15 protein-coding genes are annotated in these 18,035 nt (G+C 45.9%); 3 read left to right on the top strand and 12 right to left on the bottom strand.

What is annotated here, in order from left to right:
* Window positions 1–234: 234 nt before the first annotated feature.
* On the top strand, window positions 235–1,941 hold the full coding sequence (locus GXO76_02130) for a hypothetical protein (GenBank protein ID NOY76648.1): 1,707 nt from the start codon (window positions 235–237) through the stop codon (window positions 1,939–1,941).
* A gap of 240 nt (window positions 1,942–2,181) precedes the next feature.
* Here the strand turns inward: GXO76_02130 and GXO76_02125 are convergent, their stop codons facing one another.
* The 7 genes from GXO76_02125 to GXO76_02095 all read right to left on the bottom strand — a co-directional run bounded on the left by GXO76_02125 (window position 2,182) and on the right by GXO76_02095 (window position 8,778).
* Window positions 2,182–3,261 (bottom strand): LD-carboxypeptidase, encoded by a 1,080-nt coding sequence (locus GXO76_02125; GenBank protein ID NOY76647.1) that lies wholly within the window; start codon window positions 3,259–3,261, stop codon window positions 2,182–2,184.
* Window positions 3,262–3,482: 221 nt separating this feature from the next.
* Window positions 3,483–3,965: a QueT transporter family protein gene (locus GXO76_02120; GenBank protein NOY76646.1), complete on the bottom strand. Its 483-nt coding sequence runs from the start codon at window positions 3,963–3,965 to the stop codon at window positions 3,483–3,485.
* The gene (locus GXO76_02115; GenBank protein ID NOY76645.1) at window positions 3,962–5,311 is read right to left on the bottom strand and encodes a sigma-54-dependent Fis family transcriptional regulator; all 1,350 of its coding nucleotides are present in this window, start codon (window positions 5,309–5,311) and stop codon (window positions 3,962–3,964) included. The genes GXO76_02120 and GXO76_02115 overlap by 4 nt, the downstream gene beginning before the upstream one ends.
* 16 nt (window positions 5,312–5,327) lie before the next feature.
* On the bottom strand, window positions 5,328–7,268 hold the full coding sequence (locus GXO76_02110) for a PAS domain S-box protein (protein ID NOY76644.1): 1,941 nt from the start codon (window positions 7,266–7,268) through the stop codon (window positions 5,328–5,330).
* 47 nt (window positions 7,269–7,315) lie between these two features.
* Window positions 7,316–7,894, bottom strand: a complete 579-nt coding sequence (locus tag GXO76_02105; protein NOY76643.1) for an N-acetyltransferase — start codon at window positions 7,892–7,894, stop codon at window positions 7,316–7,318.
* A gap of 37 nt (window positions 7,895–7,931) precedes the next feature.
* Window positions 7,932–8,525, bottom strand: coding sequence for a hypothetical protein (locus GXO76_02100; protein ID NOY76642.1), 594 nt, complete (start codon window positions 8,523–8,525; stop codon window positions 7,932–7,934).
* Complete coding sequence (locus GXO76_02095; protein NOY76641.1) at window positions 8,512–8,778, bottom strand: hypothetical protein; 267 nt, start codon at window positions 8,776–8,778, stop codon at window positions 8,512–8,514. Before GXO76_02095 ends, GXO76_02100 begins: the two co-directional genes overlap by 14 nt.
* A 211-nt stretch (window positions 8,779–8,989) precedes the next feature.
* On the opposite strand from GXO76_02095, the gene lysF reads away from it, so the two are divergent.
* Complete coding sequence (gene lysF / locus GXO76_02090; GenBank protein NOY76640.1) at window positions 8,990–10,957, top strand: homoaconitase; 1,968 nt, start codon at window positions 8,990–8,992, stop codon at window positions 10,955–10,957.
* A 64-nt stretch (window positions 10,958–11,021) separates the two neighbouring features.
* The gene (locus GXO76_02085) at window positions 11,022–11,696 is read left to right on the top strand and encodes a hypothetical protein (protein ID NOY76639.1); all 675 of its coding nucleotides are present in this window, start codon (window positions 11,022–11,024) and stop codon (window positions 11,694–11,696) included.
* Window positions 11,697–11,747: 51 nt separating this feature from the next.
* Here the strand turns inward: GXO76_02085 and GXO76_02080 are convergent, their stop codons facing one another.
* The 5 genes from GXO76_02080 to GXO76_02060 all read right to left on the bottom strand — a co-directional run.
* Window positions 11,748–13,100 carry a sigma-54-dependent Fis family transcriptional regulator gene (locus GXO76_02080; GenBank protein NOY76638.1) on the bottom strand — a complete coding sequence of 451 codons (1,353 nt, stop codon included), beginning with the start codon at window positions 13,098–13,100 and terminating at the stop codon, window positions 11,748–11,750.
* A gap of 12 nt (window positions 13,101–13,112) precedes the next feature.
* Window positions 13,113–14,741, bottom strand: a complete 1,629-nt coding sequence (locus GXO76_02075) for a HAMP domain-containing protein (GenBank protein ID NOY76637.1) — start codon at window positions 14,739–14,741, stop codon at window positions 13,113–13,115.
* A gap of 83 nt (window positions 14,742–14,824) precedes the next feature.
* The gene (nrfD, locus tag GXO76_02070; GenBank protein NOY76636.1) at window positions 14,825–16,444 is read right to left on the bottom strand and encodes a polysulfide reductase NrfD; all 1,620 of its coding nucleotides are present in this window, start codon (window positions 16,442–16,444) and stop codon (window positions 14,825–14,827) included.
* Window positions 16,445–16,516: 72 nt separating this feature from the next.
* A complete protein-coding gene (locus GXO76_02065; GenBank protein ID NOY76635.1) occupies window positions 16,517–17,302 on the bottom strand; it encodes a 4Fe-4S dicluster domain-containing protein in 786 nt (261 codons plus the stop codon).
* 208 nt (window positions 17,303–17,510) lie between these two features.
* Window positions 17,511–18,035, bottom strand: a 525-nt coding sequence (locus GXO76_02060; protein NOY76634.1) for a glycine cleavage system protein H, incomplete at its 5' end; no start/stop codon positions are given.

Here is an 18,035-nt window from a genome sequence, read left to right as displayed (position 1 = left end):
ATAAGCCGCGAATGCGCAAATGATTTTTTGCAGGGGCGATTCACGAATCGTCCTATAAATTTGCCCCTTTATTTGTCCTACCCAATTTTTCATATGTCTTCTAATCTGCAGAGCCGCAAAATCTTGCGGCTCTACAAAAAACAACGCCGGAGGCGTTGAACATGTGTAGGAAAAAAGCGTCCCAAAAATTTTTCACAACCCCAAATGAAAAGTAAATCCTGAAAACAGGCCCCTTTGAAAATTGGTTTGGAACAATATTCAGAGGAAAACGTGAAAAAATTACATCCCTTACTATTATTCCAAATTATTAATGCAGAGAGGTCTATTATGAAACGTATTCCTTTCTCCGTACTTTTTCTGTTCCTTTTTTCATCGTCTCTTTTTTCCCAGTCTTTTAAACTTTCCCTTTTCTCGCCGCTTACCGGGTATTTTACTCCGCTTCCCGTCAGCGAAATAGCGTTTATTTCGCCACGGGTTTCGAGCCTGGGATTTCATCTCTACAACGTGGTAGATGACACATTGACTCAACTTTTTTTGAATCCGGCACAAATAAACTCAATTTCCAAACCAAAATTTTACCTAAATTTTGAGCCATCAAATTATTTGGGAAACTCCTATCCAAAATATTCGATGCTCCCCCTTGGGAATCAAATGGAATATAAAATGAATCTTCCTTTCATTTTAGATCAAAATATCGGATATTACCTTACCCCAACCAGTCGCTATTTTACAATTGGATTTTGGAATTCTATTCTCAATCATCCCACTGGTCTTTTTGTTAAAATGTCAAATTATTTGTACAATAACGACTTAAAATATCAAGACATTGAGAATTCAAACAATTTAAAGAACTCTCGCTATTATTATTTTGCCAAAATATGGCTTAGTCTTTTGCAAAAAGAAAACATCAAGATTGGACTGAGTTACGATTTTTCAAACAAGAAAGAACAATATGATCAAAGAAATAAGAATCAATCAAATAGGCACAACTCTTACCACTTCATTTCTCAGAGCCACAGTCATTACAACAAACAGCCCTTTTATCAAAAACACACGGTACAATTAGGAGCCTACATTCGTTACAGACAATGGATGATTAAACCACGCATCGGCATTTTGCTTTTCCATCAAGAATATTCTTATTATACAAACGACTATTCATTTTTCAATCAAATAGACCCTTCGGATTCGGAACATGTATTCCTTAAATCAACTCTCTCAACTTCACGCGACTATTATAAAAAGGATCCGCTTTTCGGTGCAAATATAGGTCTTGATTTGGAAAGAAGAAACTTTATTCTTTTTCTCTATGGATTTATTGGAAGAAACGTACCCGAAGAATATTACCATTCCAAACACAAGGAAAATACAATCGACCGCATTCATTCACAGGACCGAAATCAAACGAAAACAGTCATCTCCTATTTGGATATAACGACACATAAAAATACAGTCTGGTATTCCCATTTCAAAATTGGGCTTGGCAAACGATATTATTTTCGGAATCACACAATTGTCTATGTCTCGCTTTTTGGAGAAAGGTCAGGGTTACACGAAACCGTTCCCTTCTCCGGAGGCCGATACGAATACACAGCAACTCCCTCTGACACAAATCTTACACAATTATCTATTGACAATAAATCGGATATAAAATACACTTTCTACCAATTGGGATTTCCTATCGGCATAGAAATGCAACGAGGAAAGTTTTATTTTCGCATGGGTATTGACGAAATTTATTATTGGACAATATATCGAATTTCGATAGCGAACGTTGCGAGCCATTATCCATATTCAAATGACACTTTTTTTAAAGATTTTTCCAGAAACTATTATTTCGGAATGGGAATTAATCAAAGTAATTTGGTATTGAATATAAAATTCGGCTCAGATGTAACGGAATATAAGTTGTGGAACGTTGCCTTTACGTACAATTGGTAGGCGCATCAATATCTTAATTGCGGCTTCAGCCGCGGTAAAATTTCGAAATAATTCGCGTCGTCGCGGCGGTTCCCTTCGTGTGTTTCGCGGTCATTGTATGTACCCGCACTTTGACTCCGCTCAGTGACCGGGTAATCCCATTGTAATTCTATCACTAAGCGATTACCTGAGACAATCACTCAGTGGCAGACAATTTCGCATCTTTCAGAGGCAAAAGACAGGGCGATTCGAGGAATTGTCCTACACCACCGCCGCTTCTTCAAATATAAACTGTCTTTTATCGGCATCAAGGGTGGCACGGATACCCAGAGGAACCGTAATTTTATTGTGCAGATGTCCGATGGGAAGATCGGCCAAAACGGGTTTCCGCAGATGTCCCAGACGATCCTTGTACACCTCTTCTACACTTAGTGTCCGGTCAAAGCCCGGTTTAAATTCGCGGGGGCCGCAACCGGCGCAGTGACCCAGAGCAATTGCGGCCGCTTCTTCCAGTTTCCCAGCATTATCCAATTGTGTAAACATGCGATCCAAAGAATAGGGCTCTTCCTCCGTATCCTCAAGGAAAAGGATTTTCCCTTTTGTTTCAATTTCATAAGGCGTTCCCAGACTGGCGCATACCAGGGTCAGATTTCCTCCCACGAGCTCCCCTGTTGCTCGTCCCCCGTGGATGGCCCAGGTTTGATTGGCCGGTAAAAGCGGATCATCCGGCTGCGGGAAATCAATTGCACCGGCGGGTTTGGGGGACGTAAGAAGCTGCCAGAAATATTTTTGTGTGTAGTCCGTAAAATCGGACACCGCCACCGGCCCGTGAAATGTGACCAGACCCGAAAGCTTGTAAATCATCAGCAAAAGGGAGGTAATATCGCTGTAGCCGATGAGAATCTTGGGATGCTGCCGAATGAGATCAAAATCCAGATGGTGCAGCAGCCGTCCGGAACCGTATCCGCCGCGGAGGGCAATAATGGCATGAACGGATGCATCACGGAACATGGCGTGCACATCCGCCGCCCGATCCTGATCGGAACCGGCCAGGTAGCCGTAGTTCTCTGAAATGTGTTGTCCCAATTTGACGGTAAATCCCAAATTCTCCAGACGAGCCTTTGTCTTCCAGATGGTACTGGCTTCGAAGGGGCCGCTGGCCGGAGTAATCAAACCAATGGTGTCTCCTTTTTTCAGACGGGGAGGCTTAATGAGTGATCGTTTCTTTGAAAATAGACCGCCGGTTTTTGTTCCGGTTAGCAAAAACGGAGCGGCTGCCCCGGCCAGAGAGACATTCTTAAGAAAACGCCTTCGATCGGATGAGAGGGTTGACTGTTCCATAAAAAGAGTCCCATTTTTCGGTTTACTATCGTTTACTGAAAAAAATCGGATTTTATTGTTTCGCTTTTTCTCAACCCACCCCCTCGCTCCTCATCCCTACGTGGAGGGAGGGGAATGGGGGGAGGGTCAATAATAGAAAAATGTTACCTAATAACCTATCTTTCAATTGTTTGAAGAGTGATCCCATATTAATGACCCGATGTCTACTTCCCGGGAAAAAATCAAAACACCTTTTTCTTCAATAAAAACCGCAGGAGGGGATACCCCAATCCAAAACAGGCGATCAGTTCGCCCAACCCGATGGTTCCTACAAAATAGAAATACGTTTTAAGTCCCGGTTGAAATCCCTTCACTAAAAACTGCAGGTAGGCGCTTACCCCAAAGGCATTTACAAGAATCGGTGGAATCGGTGCCAGCCAGGGTTTGCCCGTTTTCCGTGTCAAGTGGGTCAAATAGGCTGCCAGCAAGGTAAGCAAGCTCCCGCCGAAAACATCCCACGGTCCAAATCCCCCAAAAATATTGGCCAAAAGGGCCCCAATGTACAGCGCGGGAATGGCCACCGGCGAAAGAAACGGCAATACGGTCAGTGCTTCGGACACGCGCACCTGAATGGGACCGTAGCTCATGGGGGCCAACAAAATGGTGAGAGCCGCGTAAAGGGCGGCAATCATTCCGGCCAAAGCAACAGATCGAACCGTTTTCATGTCTCTTTCCCCTCAATTCCCAGTTCATTCATTTTTCGGTAAAGCGAGGAGAGGCTGAGTCCCAATTTTTGGGCCGCAAGCCGTTTGTCATGTTTCGTTTTCATCAAAACCCGCAAAATAAATCGTCGTTCAAATCGCTGAACCGCTTCTTTTAATTCGCCATCGTAGGTCAATTCGGGGTCCACTGCCGAGCACATATTGGCCGGTAAATCTTCCCGTTTGATCAGGGGACCGTCACAAAGAATCATTCCGCGCTCAATGACATTTTCCAATTCCCGGATATTTCCCTTCCAATGATAGTGCAGAAGAACATCTTCCGCATCCGGGCTTAACCCCGTAACTGATTTTCCCAGAATCTGGTTATTCCTTTGAATAAAAAACCGGGCCAGGGGCAGGATATCTTCCTGACGGTTCCGAAGCGGAGGCAATTCGATTCCGACCACATTCAGGCGATAAAATAAATCTTCCCGGAATCGCCCGGCTTCTACTTCCTTTTCAAGATTCATATTGGTGGCCGCAATAATCCGAATATCCACCTGAATGGGCCGGGTTCCTCCCACAGGAATAATGGATTTTTCCTCAATGGCGCGCAACAGTTTTACCTGGAGATTGACAGGAATATTACCAATTTCATCCAGGAAAAGCGTGCCTCCGGAAGCGACTTTGAAAAACCCCTCTTTGTCGCGAACCGCCCCGGTAAAGGACCCCCTCACATGGCCAAACAATTCGCTTTCCAGCAGATTTTCAGGGATAGCCCCGCAATTAATGGCCACGAATTGTTTGTCCCGTCGGGGACTCAAACGGTGAATAGCCCGGGCTATGACCTCCTTCCCCGTACCGCTTTCGCCCGTGATCAAAACGGTGGAAATCAGGGGGGCCACCCGTTTGACCATTTTCATGATGGCCTTCATCGCCGGGCTTTCCGAAATGATCTGATCCGGTTGAATGGGTTCCAGAAGCTGACTGCGAAGAAACCGATTCTCTTCCGAAAGGAGCTGCTTTTCCAGCGCCTTTGCAACCACTTTCACAATCATGATTCGCTTAAAGGGCTTGGAAATAAAATCGTAGGCTCCTTCCCGCATGGCCTCCACGGCCGTTTCGACCGTTCCATAGCCGGTAATCAAAATAACCTCTGTCGCGGGGAACCGCTCTTTTATAATGTGGAGAAGCTTCAATCCGTTCATTCCCGGCAGTTTCTGATCCGTCAAAACCACGTGAAAAATTTCATTTTCAAGCAGTTGAAGGGCCTCTTCAGCGGTTGCTGCCGTCGAAACAACGTAGTCCTCTCGTTCCAGAACCTTTTGCAGCGAACTTCGAATATGTGCTTCGTCGTCCACCACTAAAATTTTTTTTCCGGGAAATTTACTCACGGGTCGCTTCTCCTTTTCCTGGATATTGAGGCAATAAAATAGTGAAGGTAGTTCCGACGCCCCTTTCAGATTCACACAGTATTTTCCCTTGATGTTCGGACACAATTTGTTGGCTCATCGGTAATCCAAGTCCCGTTCCCACATCCTTTGTGGTGTAAAAGGGGTCAAAGATCTTTTCCTGATTTTCGGGAGAAATTCCCTCACCCGTATCCTTAATTTGGATTCGGATCATTCCCGTTTCCTCAAAAGAGGTTCTGATCTCCAATTGTCCATTCTCATTCATGGATTCAATAGCATTTCGAATGATGTTCAACAGAGCCTGCCGCATCTGTGCCCGGTCCAGCCAGGAATCCGGCACTGTTGAATCCAGATGACTTTTCACCGCAATATTTTTCTTCGAGAACTCAAATTCCATAAAATCAAGCAATTCTTCCAGAACCTCATTGATGTTTCCGGGATGAAACTGAGATTGTGGAAATCGTGAAAATTGCAGATATTCCTCTGTAATTTGGGTCAATCGGTCCACTTCTTCCGAAATGGCTTTCAGCAGGGTTTGGGATTCTTCCGTGGAAGCCGGCTGAAAGGCTTGAATTTCGTCTTCCAGAAGCTCCACATTCAGGCTGATGGAACTGAGCGGATTCCGAATTTCGTGGGCTACCCGAGCCGCCATTTTGCCTATTGTTGCCAGACGTTCCGATTGAAGCAGACGGGCTTCCAGGGCCTTCCGCTCGCTGATGTCCCGCAGAATGGCCGAGCTGCCCAAAATTTTTCCATCCCTGTCATAAATAACGGTTCGGGTAATTTCCACTTGAAGCCGGCGCCCGTCTTTGGTGAGGCGTTCCGTTTCGTAATTTCGGATGTACCCATTTTTGCGGATGTTCTGACTGATCCATTCCAGCTCTTTCTTTTGCTTAAGGTCTTCGGGAATTAAAATGGACAATGGCTTGCCCAAAATCTCTTCCTCGTCGTAGCCAAACATGCTTTGCGCCCCTCGATTCCATGAGGTAATGCGAAGTTCGGGATCCAGCCCGATCACCGCATCTGCGGACGACGCCATCACCGCCTGTAAAAAACCGGATTTTCGATCCAGCTGATCTTCCAGAATTTTAAGTTCCGTCACATCCTGCATCAGCTCCAAAACTTCCCGCACATTGCCCTGCTCGTCCAGAATGGGAGTGGAAATAATTTGAAAATACCGGGGATTGCCCTGATTGTCCCGTGTCCGCCGCAGGTGGTGCTGCTGCCGCTTGGTACGAAAAGCCTCCTCCACAATACAATTTTGGCAGGGACTGAATTCTTCAATGTAGATCTCGTGACAGTTCTTCCCCACCACATTTTCCCCTACCCGATCCCGAATCAAGCGGTTTGTCCAGATGACCCTCCCCCGCTGATCTACAAGAACCAGATTGGCCCCGATGGCGCTCACAATTTCATCCAGCTTTTTGTACTCAATCTTGAGACGTTCCAGATACTTTTTTTCCTCTTCGGCTTTCACCAGCGCTTTGGAACGTTTTTCGATCTCCTGTAATTGAATTTTTTGATAGATTTCAGAATAATAGAAAAGCGAAAGGCAAAAGCAATCGTCAATCATTTTAAGAAACGGCAACACAGCCGTCTGATTTGTTTTGAAATTTTGAAGAATACGGTTCCACAAAAGGCTTTTGCCAATCATAAAGGCTTGTTGGGTTTCCGAAAGTTTGAGATTCAATCGACTGCGTCCCGGCGCAATCTCTTCCAGGAAACGTTTCAGGGCGGAGTGGTCCTTCTTTTCAATGCAAAGAAGCAGGGCATCCAGGTGAATTCGGGTGCTTCTCCGAATTTCCTCTTCCTGCAGTAACCGGTAAGACGAAAGAGAGTCAATGATTCGTTTCGCCCAGGCGGACGCAATTTCGTCCCGGCTTTCGAACAGGTATTTTAAAATTTCATGAAACACAAATAAACCTCAAACACTATCGTGAACCCAACTTCAGAATTGGATTTTTATTCTTTCACACAAACCACGTTTCCATTCTGCTTTTCGTACACCCGGCCGCATTTGGGACAGGGATTTCCGAAGGTTTCGATTTTTTCTCCACATTTGCACATATAGCCATGCACACGTGCCGGATTTCCGTAAACCATGGCATAATCAGGGACATCCTTTGTAACCACCGAACCCGCTCCCACAAAGGCGTACTGCCCTAACGTAACCCCGCACACAATGGTCGCATTGGCCCCGATGGATGCGCCCCGGCGAACGAGCGTAGGAATCAAACCCGTCGGACCCTTTTTAACCTCTGCCCGGGGGTTCATGTCATTTGTAAACACGCAATTGGGACCCAAAAAGGCCCCGTCTTCTACGGTCACCTTTTCCCAAACCGCCACTCCATTTTTAATGGTGACATGATTCCCGATCTTTACGGTTGACTCTACAAAGGAATGATCGCAAATATTGCAATCACTGCCAATTTCAGCGCCTTTCATGATGTGCGCAAATGCCCACACCCGAGTACGGGCGCCAATCTTATCCGTTTCCACAAGTGCCTTCGGATGAATAAAAACCGAATCGTCCAAAATCATTTCTCCTCTTTTGGGGTGAATAGTGTTAATTAAAATCTTATTTCAAAAGAATCCCTGCCTCTTTAAAAGCTTTCTCCAATAAACTCCACACACTCAACTTTTGAGACCAGGTTTTTAGATATTTTTTATCCAAACTCTCGTTTTGAATTTTTATAACACCAACAACGTCATGCCATTGACGTTCAGAAACCTCCCCCCCCATTTTGCACCACAGTAATTTGTTTATTATTATATCCTCCGGCGAAGAAAAGTAGAACATTGATTCAAAATTGCCTTCCTCAATCGTATCTTTTCTCCTGCGTTGAATCGCATTATATTGATAGGGTTCATATTTAAGAATAAAAATATCTAATTTAGTACCTGTTTCCAGATGAATCATATTAAAGGTCGACTTTTTTATTATCGCATCTCTGACCATATCTTCATCAAAATAAAAATCATTTTCAAGATGCTTTTTTAAGGGAGAAATATGCCGCAGCTTTATGTCGGCTACAATATCAATGTCTAATGTAGCTCTTGCAATCCCGTACAAGGAACTTGCAATCGAGCCGCCGATATAATAAGAAATAGATAATTCATCAAAGATTTTTATAACAGGCCCTAATGCAAGGAGTATATCAGGCGTCTTCATGGCTTCTTTTATCCAAATATTTTTTTACGCGTTCAGCCAAATCCTCCCCGTAATGATATTTAATAAATAACAATGTAATCTGCTGCTTATTTAAATCAGGATGTTGTCTGGCAATGGCTCGCTTCGAAAGTTGAGCGACCGTTTGGGATAACGACAAAATCTGCCGGAATTTTTCCGACGGCATTTTCTGCCGTAGAAGTTCTATGAGAAATTTTTCCGCTTCGGGGCGGGTGTCTTTTGATTGTGTTTTCATTGTTCTCTTAACTGCACTTTTTTAGAATGCTCTAATGAATTCTTTATTTTTAATTTAATCATTAGGATTCTTAAAAACAATAAAAACCTGTCCGTACTGCCCATTTTCCTTTTGATATTTCCAAAAATATTTTGTAAATTATGTGCATCCTAAATTTTATGGGTGAATCACATCCAGTTAAACAAGCAAATATGGGAGGAATTTTCATCTGATGAAACAAACACTTATCGAAAAGATTGCCCAGCGTTTTGCCGTGGGTTTGGAAGAGGACACCCTTGTTCACAGCGGCGATTTTCTGTCCATTCAGCCGGCTCATGTGATGACCCACGATAACACCGGCGCGGTCATTCCTAAATTCCGGGCTATTGGCGCCAGCAGACTGGCCCGGCCCCGGCAGGTGGTCTTTGCTCTGGATCACAATATTCAGGACAAGAGTGAAAAAAATCTCCAAAAATATGCGAAAATCGAGGCCTTTGCCAGGGAAATGGGCAACGATTTTTACCCGGCAGGCCGGGGAATCGGGCATCAGATTATGGTGGAAGAAGGCTACGCCTGGCCCGGAACACTGGTCGTCGCTTCCGACAGTCACTCCAACATGTACGGCGGACTCGGCTGTCTGGGGACACCCGTGGTTCGCACAGATGCTGCCGCCCTCTGGGCAACAGGTCGTACATGGTGGCAGGTTCCCCCGATCGCCAAAGTTATTTTAACCGGCCGTCTGCGCCCGGGTGTCACCGGCAAGGATGTGATTATCACTCTGGCGGGCTACTTTAATCACGATGAAGTACTCAACCATGCCATCGAATTTACAGGCGACGGCGTGGCGACCCTCAGCATTGATCAACGCCTGACAATTGCCAATATGACCACTGAATGGGGAGCGCTGGCAGGGGTTTTTCCCATTGACTCGGTTACACTAACCTGGCTTCGGAAACGGGCGGCCTTTGTGGCAAAGCGCGGCCCGGAGGGGGTGGCCTCGGATGCGGATTGGAAAGATGCCCACCCGCGCATCAATGAAGCACGCATTCGGGAACTGGAAACCAACCCTATTTTCGCTGATGAAGACGCCTTCTACGCAAAAGAAATCACATTGGACCTGGGCTCCATTCAACCCCACGTTTCCGGCCCGGATACCGTCAAAATCGCTACTCCGATTATGAAAATCAAAAAACAGCGGGTTCAAATTAACAAAGCCTACGTGGTTTCGTGTGTTAACAGCCGCGCGAGCGATCTGGCCGAAGCCGCTCAAATGGTAAAAGGGAAAAAAGTGGCTCCCCATGTCCAATTGTACATTGCGGCTGCGTCCAACGAGGTTCAGGCGGAAAGCGAGCGCCGGGGCGATTGGCAAACCCTTCTGGATGCAGGCGCCATTTCTCTTCCCCCCGGATGCGGTCCCTGCATCGGGTTGGGTGCCGGGCTTCTGGAAGACGGAGAAGTGGGAATTTCGGCCACCAATCGAAACTACAAGGGACGGATGGGATCCCCAAATGCTCACACCTACCTGGCGTCACCGGCGGTAGTGGCGGCTTCAGCCATTGCCGGTTTTATCGACTATCCGGGAGATTTCGACGATTTAACGCCAAAAGATTCACTCGTTCTTCATAAAAAACCGGCCCGAAAATTGAAAGAAATTCCCATTTTGCCGGGGTTTCCCGAAAAAATTGAGGGTGAATTGGTTTTCTGCCCTCAGGATAATTTAAACACCGACGGGATCTATCCCGGGAAATACACGTACATTGATGATTTCACCCCCGAGCAGCAGGCAGGCGTGGTCATGGAAAATTACGATCCGGATTTTCGGTCCCTTGTAAAGGAGGGAGACATCCTCGTTAGCGGATTCAATTTTGGCACAGGCAGCTCCCGTGAACAAGCGGCAACCGCATTGAAATATCGCGGTATTCGTCTGGTTTTGGCCGGTTCCTTTAGCGAAACCTACAAACGCAATGCCATTAACAACGGATTTCTGGTTATCGAAGCCCCTGAACTGGTACGGGATTTAAAAAAGCAATTTGGCGAAAATAAGCTTACCATTCGTACGGGCCTGAAAGCCAAAATTGACTTCAAAAAGGCCACGCTGTCGCTGGATTCCAAAACCTACCCCCTTGCCCCAATCGGTACGGCGGCTCAGGAATTGATTGTGGCTGGTGGTTTGGGAGCGTGGGTTAAAAAGCAACTCTAATCATTTGCAGACAAACCGGTCCGTGCGTGTGGCCGAAACAATCATTAACTTAAGGAAAACAAAAATGAACCGCGCTATGTTGTTGTTGCTGCTTTTTGCTTCTTTCTTTGCCGTACACTCCCCGGCACATGCCCAATTTTACCATTCGAATACCAATTTTCTCCCTTACGTGGGTGGAGGCTATTACGACTATCGCGATATCAACAACCAGTTTAAAACCTACCATTCCATGGAAGGCGTCCAGATTGTTCCCGTTCTGGGTATTCAAACGGCCTATCGATTCGAAAAATTTGTTCTCTCCGGTGCCATTGAAGGCACCTACCGAAACCTGCAAAAAGGGGCCACTTTTAATGCCCAACAACTGTCTCTAAAATTTGAAATTCCCATTCTGGAAAACGCACAACGGGCGGCTTTTCCTTACGTGGGCTTTTCTTTTCAGAACCTCACCATCCATACAAAATTCGATTACGCCATTCGCTGCCCGGATTGTTTTTTCCAGATGGATCACACCTATTCTGCCCTTAACGCCTTTGTTCTGTTTGGAATTTCGTATCAATTTACGGTGCCCAGCCGCAATTTCTATCTGTCCCATGTAGGGTTGGAGTTGGATCTGGGGGGTGTGTATCCGGTACAGGGAAAATACTGGCTAATTGACGGGCAGGCCATCACAGACAACGCGTACGCGCCCGAGGCAACCTACCGCATTTTTCTGGCCGTACACTTGTTTTACAAAATCTAACGGGCCTGCAAAAATAGAATACCGTCCCAACCGATCGGCGGAGAAAACCGGCTATTCTTCTTCCCGCTTGAATCCGTAGCGTTTGATCTTGTTGTACAGGGTCACACGGTCGATTTTCAGAATCTTGGCCGCCTGTGTGACATTCCAGCCGGTACGCTGGAGAATACGCTGAATGTGTTCTTTTTCGACGGCTTCCAGCGCCTGTTGTGAAAAACCAAATGTTTTGGCCGTTTGCTGCAGGGGCAAATGCTCGGGTTCGATTTGATTCCCCTTGCAAATAACCACCGCCCGTTCGATTGCATTTTCCAGCTCCCGGATGTTTCCGGGCCACGGGTAATTCATCAATAAATCCATGGCGGATGGGGAAATAGACTCGATATTTTTGTGAATGGCTGCGGCATATTTTTTGAGAAAGTGATTGGCCAGAAGCGGAATGTCACCCGATCGTTCCCGCAGGGGCGGAAGGAATATCGTAAATACATTGAGACGATAATACAAATCCTCACGAAATTTTCCTTCACGGATGGCCTCTTCCAGGTCCCGGTTGGTGGCTGTAATCAGGCGAAAATCCACGGCTATTTCCTTCTCACCCCCCAACCGGGTGAGTTTTTTGGTTTCCAGAACCCGAAGCAAATTTAACTGGGTTTTGGGGCTGATATCGCCAATTTCATCCAAAAAAAGAGTCCCCCCTTCCGCAATTTCGATTTTCCCTTTGTATTGTTTAGTCGCCCCGGTAAAAGCCCCTTTTTCGTAGCCGAACAACTCACTTTCCAAAAGGCTCTCCGAAAATGCGCCGCAATTGATTGAAATGAGCGGCCTGTTTCGGCGCGGGCTGTTAAAATGAACCGCCCGGGCGATGAGTTCCTTTCCCGTGCCGCTTTCTCCCCGAATAAGAACGGTTGAATCGGTTTGCGCGACTGTGCGCACGAGATCCAGAACGCGCTTCATCTGGGGGGTTTCCCCGATAATCTCGTCGAAATTCACGAGTTCCTCAATTTGGGCGCGAAGCTGAATATTTTCCTGAGCCAGTTTTCGCTGGCTCATGGCATTCTCAATAATGTGCTCCAGATCATCCGGATCAAACGGTTTGGTCACGTAATCGTAGGCGCCCGCTTTAATGGCCCGGATGGCTGTATCCACGGAAGCAAATGCTGTAATAATGATAATCACAATGTTGGGGTCTAATTCGCGAATGTGCTCCTGAAGTTCCAACCCGTCCATCCCCGGCATTTTGATGTCCAGTAACACAATATCGAACATCTTGGATTTCAGCTTTTCAAGGGCCTCGTACGCATCTTTGGCCGAATCCACCTGATATCCGTCGACCTGAAACCACTTGGTCAACGAATCACGTGCAGAATATTCATCATCCACAATAAGAATTCGTGTTTCTTCAGGCTTCATGTAGCGCCTCACTTACGCCAGAATATCGCTCAGGCTTTCTTTCGGCGGCTTGGGGTGTTTCGGTAATTTGATGAAGAATGTGGTGCCTTTCCCGGGTTTCGATTCGACATGAATGAGCCCCTGGTGACGCTGAACAATTCCATAAACCACGGACAGCCCCAAACCGCTTCCGCTGCCCTCCTTTTTCGTCGTAAAAAACGGCTCAAAAATATGGGGCAACACCTCTTTTGGAATGCCCACACCGGTATCCGAAATCTGAAGTTCAACAGCGTCCTCGGCGGGAAGACACCGCGTGGTTACCGTTAACGTTCCACCCTCCGGCATGGCATCGGCCGCGTTCACCAAAAGTGCCACAAGCATTTGTTTGATTTGATTTTCGTTACAAAAAACACGGTTGTCTTCGTAACAATAATTTTTAATGAGCTGAATATTGCTGATCTTTAATTTATGATTGACCAACAGAAGACTTTTTTCAACAATGGAATTGAGGTCTTTTTCCTCGAAGTTCTCACCCGTCCCACGAGCAAATACCAACAAATTTTTTACAATATCACCGCTGCGTTTGACCTCGCTCTCAATAATACGCAAATTTTCCATCATACTTTTTTTCTGATCGTCCGAAAGGGAGCTCTTATTGATTTGTTTTTCAAAAAGTTTGACATAGGTCAAAACCCCCGCCAGCGGGTTGTTGAGTTCGTGTGCCACCGTGGCTGCCAATTTTCCCAGAGAGGCCATCTTTTCCACTTGAATTAAATGACCCTGGGCTTGTTTGAGCTCTTTTGTCTTTTCCTCAACCTTCTTTTCCAGAGTTTCAGACCATTCGGTTAATTCTTCCCGGGCTTTTTTCAAACTTCGGGTCATTCGATTAAACGAATAGGCCAGATGGGCAATCTCGTTTTTCCCCCGTACGGTAATTGTGTAATCCAAATTCCCCCGGGCCACCTCTTTCGTTCCCTGAATGAGCCGCTGCACCGGATTGTACACCATGGTGTAAATGAAAACAGAAATAGGAAAGAGCACCAAAAGAATCATGAGAGCCGCGTACATCAAAATATTCCGCTTGTTCTCTGCGATGCTTTTTTCGATGGGTTCCAGGGACATCATCGTGTCAATCACCCCCAGTACCTTTTTCCCGGGGGGATGGGCGTGACAGGACGCATTGGAACAAGACGGTTCATTATAAATGGGATTAATCAGCCCGATTACGCGGTACCCTTTTGGAGAAGTAAAAATCCGGTTTCGCTGCTTAACCGGCACATCTTCCAACGGCTTATTTTTTTGATGGCACATGTAGCAGGCCTCGGTCTGCATATTGACCCGGTGGCCCACCTCCGTTGAGTCCGTAGAAAAGGTAACGACTCCAATATCGTTGTAAATACGAATTCCCTCGACCCCCTTTTCCCCGGCAATGGTACGAATAATCTGGTAAGCGTCCTGGCGGCGATTCAGAAGCATATCGTAATGGATAGACCGCTTAATGATATCGCTCGTCTGGGTAATCATCTGGTTTTCCAGCAAAAGCAGATGCTTTTTCTGTACAAAAATATTTAAATAGGCGAAAAGTCCGATAAAAATGACGAACGTAAACACCTGAAATAAAAAAATCCGAAAACTAAGAGATTGTAAAATTCTAAGTTTCATATAAAACCTTAATCATGAGACAGGATTTACAGGATGAATCGGAATGACGTCCTGTAAATCCTGTCAGATACTCATAAACCGGTCTATTGCTCCTGATGACACATCGAACAATTGTCAGAATCCTTGGTGTCGAAAGCAATTTTCCCATTATGACAGGTGCCGCAGTTTTTTCCGGCATCCATCGTTTCCATTGTGATGGGTCCCTCCGGAGATTTGCCCGGCTCCAGCATTTTAAAATGTGCCGGATGGCATTTCCCGCAATTGGGATTATCGTAATCATAATGACTGTCGTGACTGAATGTAACCGGCCCGGGACTTCCCTCCCCCATCGGAAATGTATAATCAGGCGGGACTTTCACTTCCTCGCGATGTTTAACCACAATCGGATTCAACGCACTTTGTTCAACCACGGGTTTAGTAGAATAGGCTATTTTCTGCTTTTTAACACCAAATGCCACACCAATCAGACCAATGATAACAACAATGCCCAGAATGGAAATGGCCTTGTAGCTTAAATCGACAATAGGCGGTTGAGGAAGTTTGGCTTTGGCGCCCATTTTTTTCTCCACTTCCTCCCACGGGCCTTCCGGAAATATCGGGAAATAGCGTGCTGCCAAACCAAACAAGGCAAATCCCAGAGCGATCAGTGAAAATGTGGTTACAATTTCCATCCAGGATGGAAAATAAAAACCACCGGCTGCACGCGCCGTTCCCGTTAGAGCCACATTAATTCGGTTCATAACAAAACCCAGAAGAACCAGAACGGCAGAAAAAAAGATCATGGTTTTGTCATTTCTCACCCGTTTAAAACAAAGCATAACAAAAGGAACAATCAATCCGAAAATAATTTCAATCAAAAACATAATGGTTTCTGTATTAAAGGTCTTAAGATAGGGAAAGGCCCCTTCCGTCCAGAGGGTTTCTATCCGCATAATCCCATAAAAGGCAATCATAAACACCAGAATTCGGGCCAGCAATCGGACCGTTTTGAATTCCAGTTCCCGATGAAATGCCCGGGCACTCATGTAGGACTCAAAAATGGTCATTGCAAAAGCGACCATAACCGATGAAACAAAGAACAGCACCGGGAGCCAGGGTGTATACCAAAAGGGGTACAATTTTTCCGGCATAATTAAATAAAGCGATCCCAATGTTGACTGGTGTCCCACGGAAAACATAACCCCAAGCGAAACCAGTGCCGGGGTAACCCAATGGTGAATTTGAATGGCCTTTTTCCATTTCATACGCTCAAAAAAATTGATCGAAAATTCCAGCGCCAGAATTGTTGTGTACAACATCACGCACCAGGCCAATTCAAACATAGGCGAGTGTTCATTCCAAAAAATAATGGTATGCCAGACGTAGTACCATTTCCCAAGGTCAAACGTCAACCCGATAACCACCATAATGTAACCCAGAAAAGCCGTTAGAACGGTGGACCGGACAATGGGTTTCAGTTGTTTGATATTAAACACATAGACCAGGGCAGTAATTGTGAATCCCCCGGCACCCAGGCCCACTCCGGAAATCACGTCAAAACCGATCCACAGGCCCCACGGAAATTTGTCGGTCAGATTGGTGGCATAACCCAGGCCATGGAAAAATCGCACATACGCCGCATAAAGTCCAAAGGACCAGAGAATCACGGCAACAACTTTCCAAAAGGTGATTCTGAAAATACTCTCCAATTTATTGCCATTCATTATCGAATTCCTCCTGCTTCTCTCTGTCTGGAATCACAACTCATTCCAACGTGACTCTTTACCGTTTGCCGCTTACTCATCCTCATCCTCTTCGTGCAATCCGTAAATCTCTTTTTCAAGGCGTTTGATTTCTTCAGGTGTTTTTCCATCCAACTCATCGCGGCGATTAATCACCCACCATAATCCGTACATAAAAACAAATGCAGTACTAAAAATCTTGGGGACTTCTTTTTGAACCTTAAACGTGAGTTTCGGAAACTCGTGATCCATTCCCTTTACCTTGAATCCGAGTTTTTCGAACGGAACAGACGACAGATACAGGATGGACGTGCCCGCTGCTTCTTTCAGGCCATAAATATAATGAACATATCCGTCGGGGCTGTCCTTAATTCGCTGTTTGGCTTCTTCGATTAGTGCATCCCGGTCCCCGTATTTTGTGGCTCCCGTGGGACACACCTGAGCACAGGCAGGTTGCTCGCCTTCTTTTAGGCGATCGTAGCACATAATGCACTTCCCTACGGCGGGCGTTGGGCTGTCCCATTGGTATTTGGGCACTTCAAAGGGGCAGGACTGCACGCAATACCGACATCCGATACAAATATCTCCGTGCCAAATCACCGGCCCGAGTTTGGTTTTTTCCATGGCTCCCACCGGACATACGGACACACAATCCGGGTCCTCGCAATGCATACAGGCGGTCGGAACAAAAAATCCATCCCTTTGCTCAACAACCTTCCAGGTTTTCCAGGTCCGCACGGGATCCACTTTCATGGGCAAATGATTGGCTTCTTTACAGGCTCTTGCACAGGCACCACACCCAATACATTTTGTGATGTCTATTAACATTGCCGGCTTCATCTTGTTCTCCTTCTATTAACCTATTCCACAATCGTCATCCAACGGTTTTCTTTTCTCGCTTAATATTTTAGCAGGATTGCCATAAAAGTCAAGCAAAATTTTGCGATTTCATAAAAACACAAAAAAAAAGCTTCAGGGACTATTTTCCCTGAAGCTCATCGTATTGTCCAAAGTCATTTCGACCGAAAAACACATTTTATTCATTTCATCAGCCCAGAAATTCATTTTCAAATTTTTTCCAGGTTTCGTTTTCCATTCTCTCCAAAAGGCCTTCTACCGGAATACCACCATCTTGTGCCGTTGCACCAACCAGTGCATTCGCGGTGTTCACCTCAGTTGATACAAATTCCTTAAATCGCCTGACTTCTTTCTGGAACCAATTCCGGGCAGATTCCGCAATTTTCATGTTCCGCAGATCTTTTGACAGATGTTTCGGTTCCACTTCAATGGCCCAGGCGTTGTAAGGATCAATCTTAACCTTCGACGGATCGGCCTCCAGATCGCGATTGACCATGGCAATGCGCCCATCTACCGGTGACTTCAGATAAATGCTGCGACCGTCCTGAACGATTTTGATGATTTTATCTCCGGCCTTTACATCTTCACCGGGGTTGACGAATTCTATACGATCAATCTTTCCAACCACCTTCTGAACGAAATCATCCAAACCGATTCTGACTTTCCCGTCATCATTGATTTTTGCCCACATGTGATTGGGTGCGAAAAACACGCC

This window comes from Calditrichota bacterium (assembly GCA_013151735.1).
Taxonomy (GTDB): Bacteria; Zhuqueibacterota; JdFR-76; order JdFR-76; family BMS3Abin05; genus BMS3Abin05.
The sequence above is the reverse complement of the archived record's forward strand: the minus strand, read 5'-3'. Positions and strand labels throughout refer to the sequence as shown.

Bases quoted from the DNA above. Each gene is read 5' to 3' on its own strand.
- GXO76_02125 (NOY76647.1), bottom strand. From the start codon at position 3,261: ATGGAACAGTCAACCCTCTCATCCGATCGAAGGCGTTTTCTTAAGAAT.
- GXO76_02120 (NOY76646.1), bottom strand. From the start codon at position 3,965: ATGAAAACGGTTCGATCTGTTGCTTTGGCCGGAATGATTGCCGCCCTT.
- GXO76_02105 (NOY76643.1), bottom strand. From the start codon at position 7,894: ATGATTTTGGACGATTCGGTTTTTATTCATCCGAAGGCACTTGTGGAA.
- GXO76_02100 (NOY76642.1), bottom strand. From the start codon at position 8,525: ATGAAGACGCCTGATATACTCCTTGCATTAGGGCCTGTTATAAAAATC.
- GXO76_02095 (NOY76641.1), bottom strand. From the start codon at position 8,778: ATGAAAACACAATCAAAAGACACCCGCCCCGAAGCGGAAAAATTTCTC.
- lysF (NOY76640.1), top strand. From the start codon at position 8,990: ATGAAACAAACACTTATCGAAAAGATTGCCCAGCGTTTTGCCGTGGGT.
- GXO76_02085 (NOY76639.1), top strand. From the start codon at position 11,022: ATGAACCGCGCTATGTTGTTGTTGCTGCTTTTTGCTTCTTTCTTTGCC.
- GXO76_02080 (NOY76638.1), bottom strand. From the start codon at position 13,100: ATGAAGCCTGAAGAAACACGAATTCTTATTGTGGATGATGAATATTCT.
- GXO76_02075 (NOY76637.1), bottom strand. From the start codon at position 14,741: ATGAAACTTAGAATTTTACAATCTCTTAGTTTTCGGATTTTTTTATTT.
- nrfD (NOY76636.1), bottom strand. From the start codon at position 16,444: ATGAATGGCAATAAATTGGAGAGTATTTTCAGAATCACCTTTTGGAAA.
- GXO76_02065 (NOY76635.1), bottom strand. From the start codon at position 17,302: ATGAAGCCGGCAATGTTAATAGACATCACAAAATGTATTGGGTGTGGT.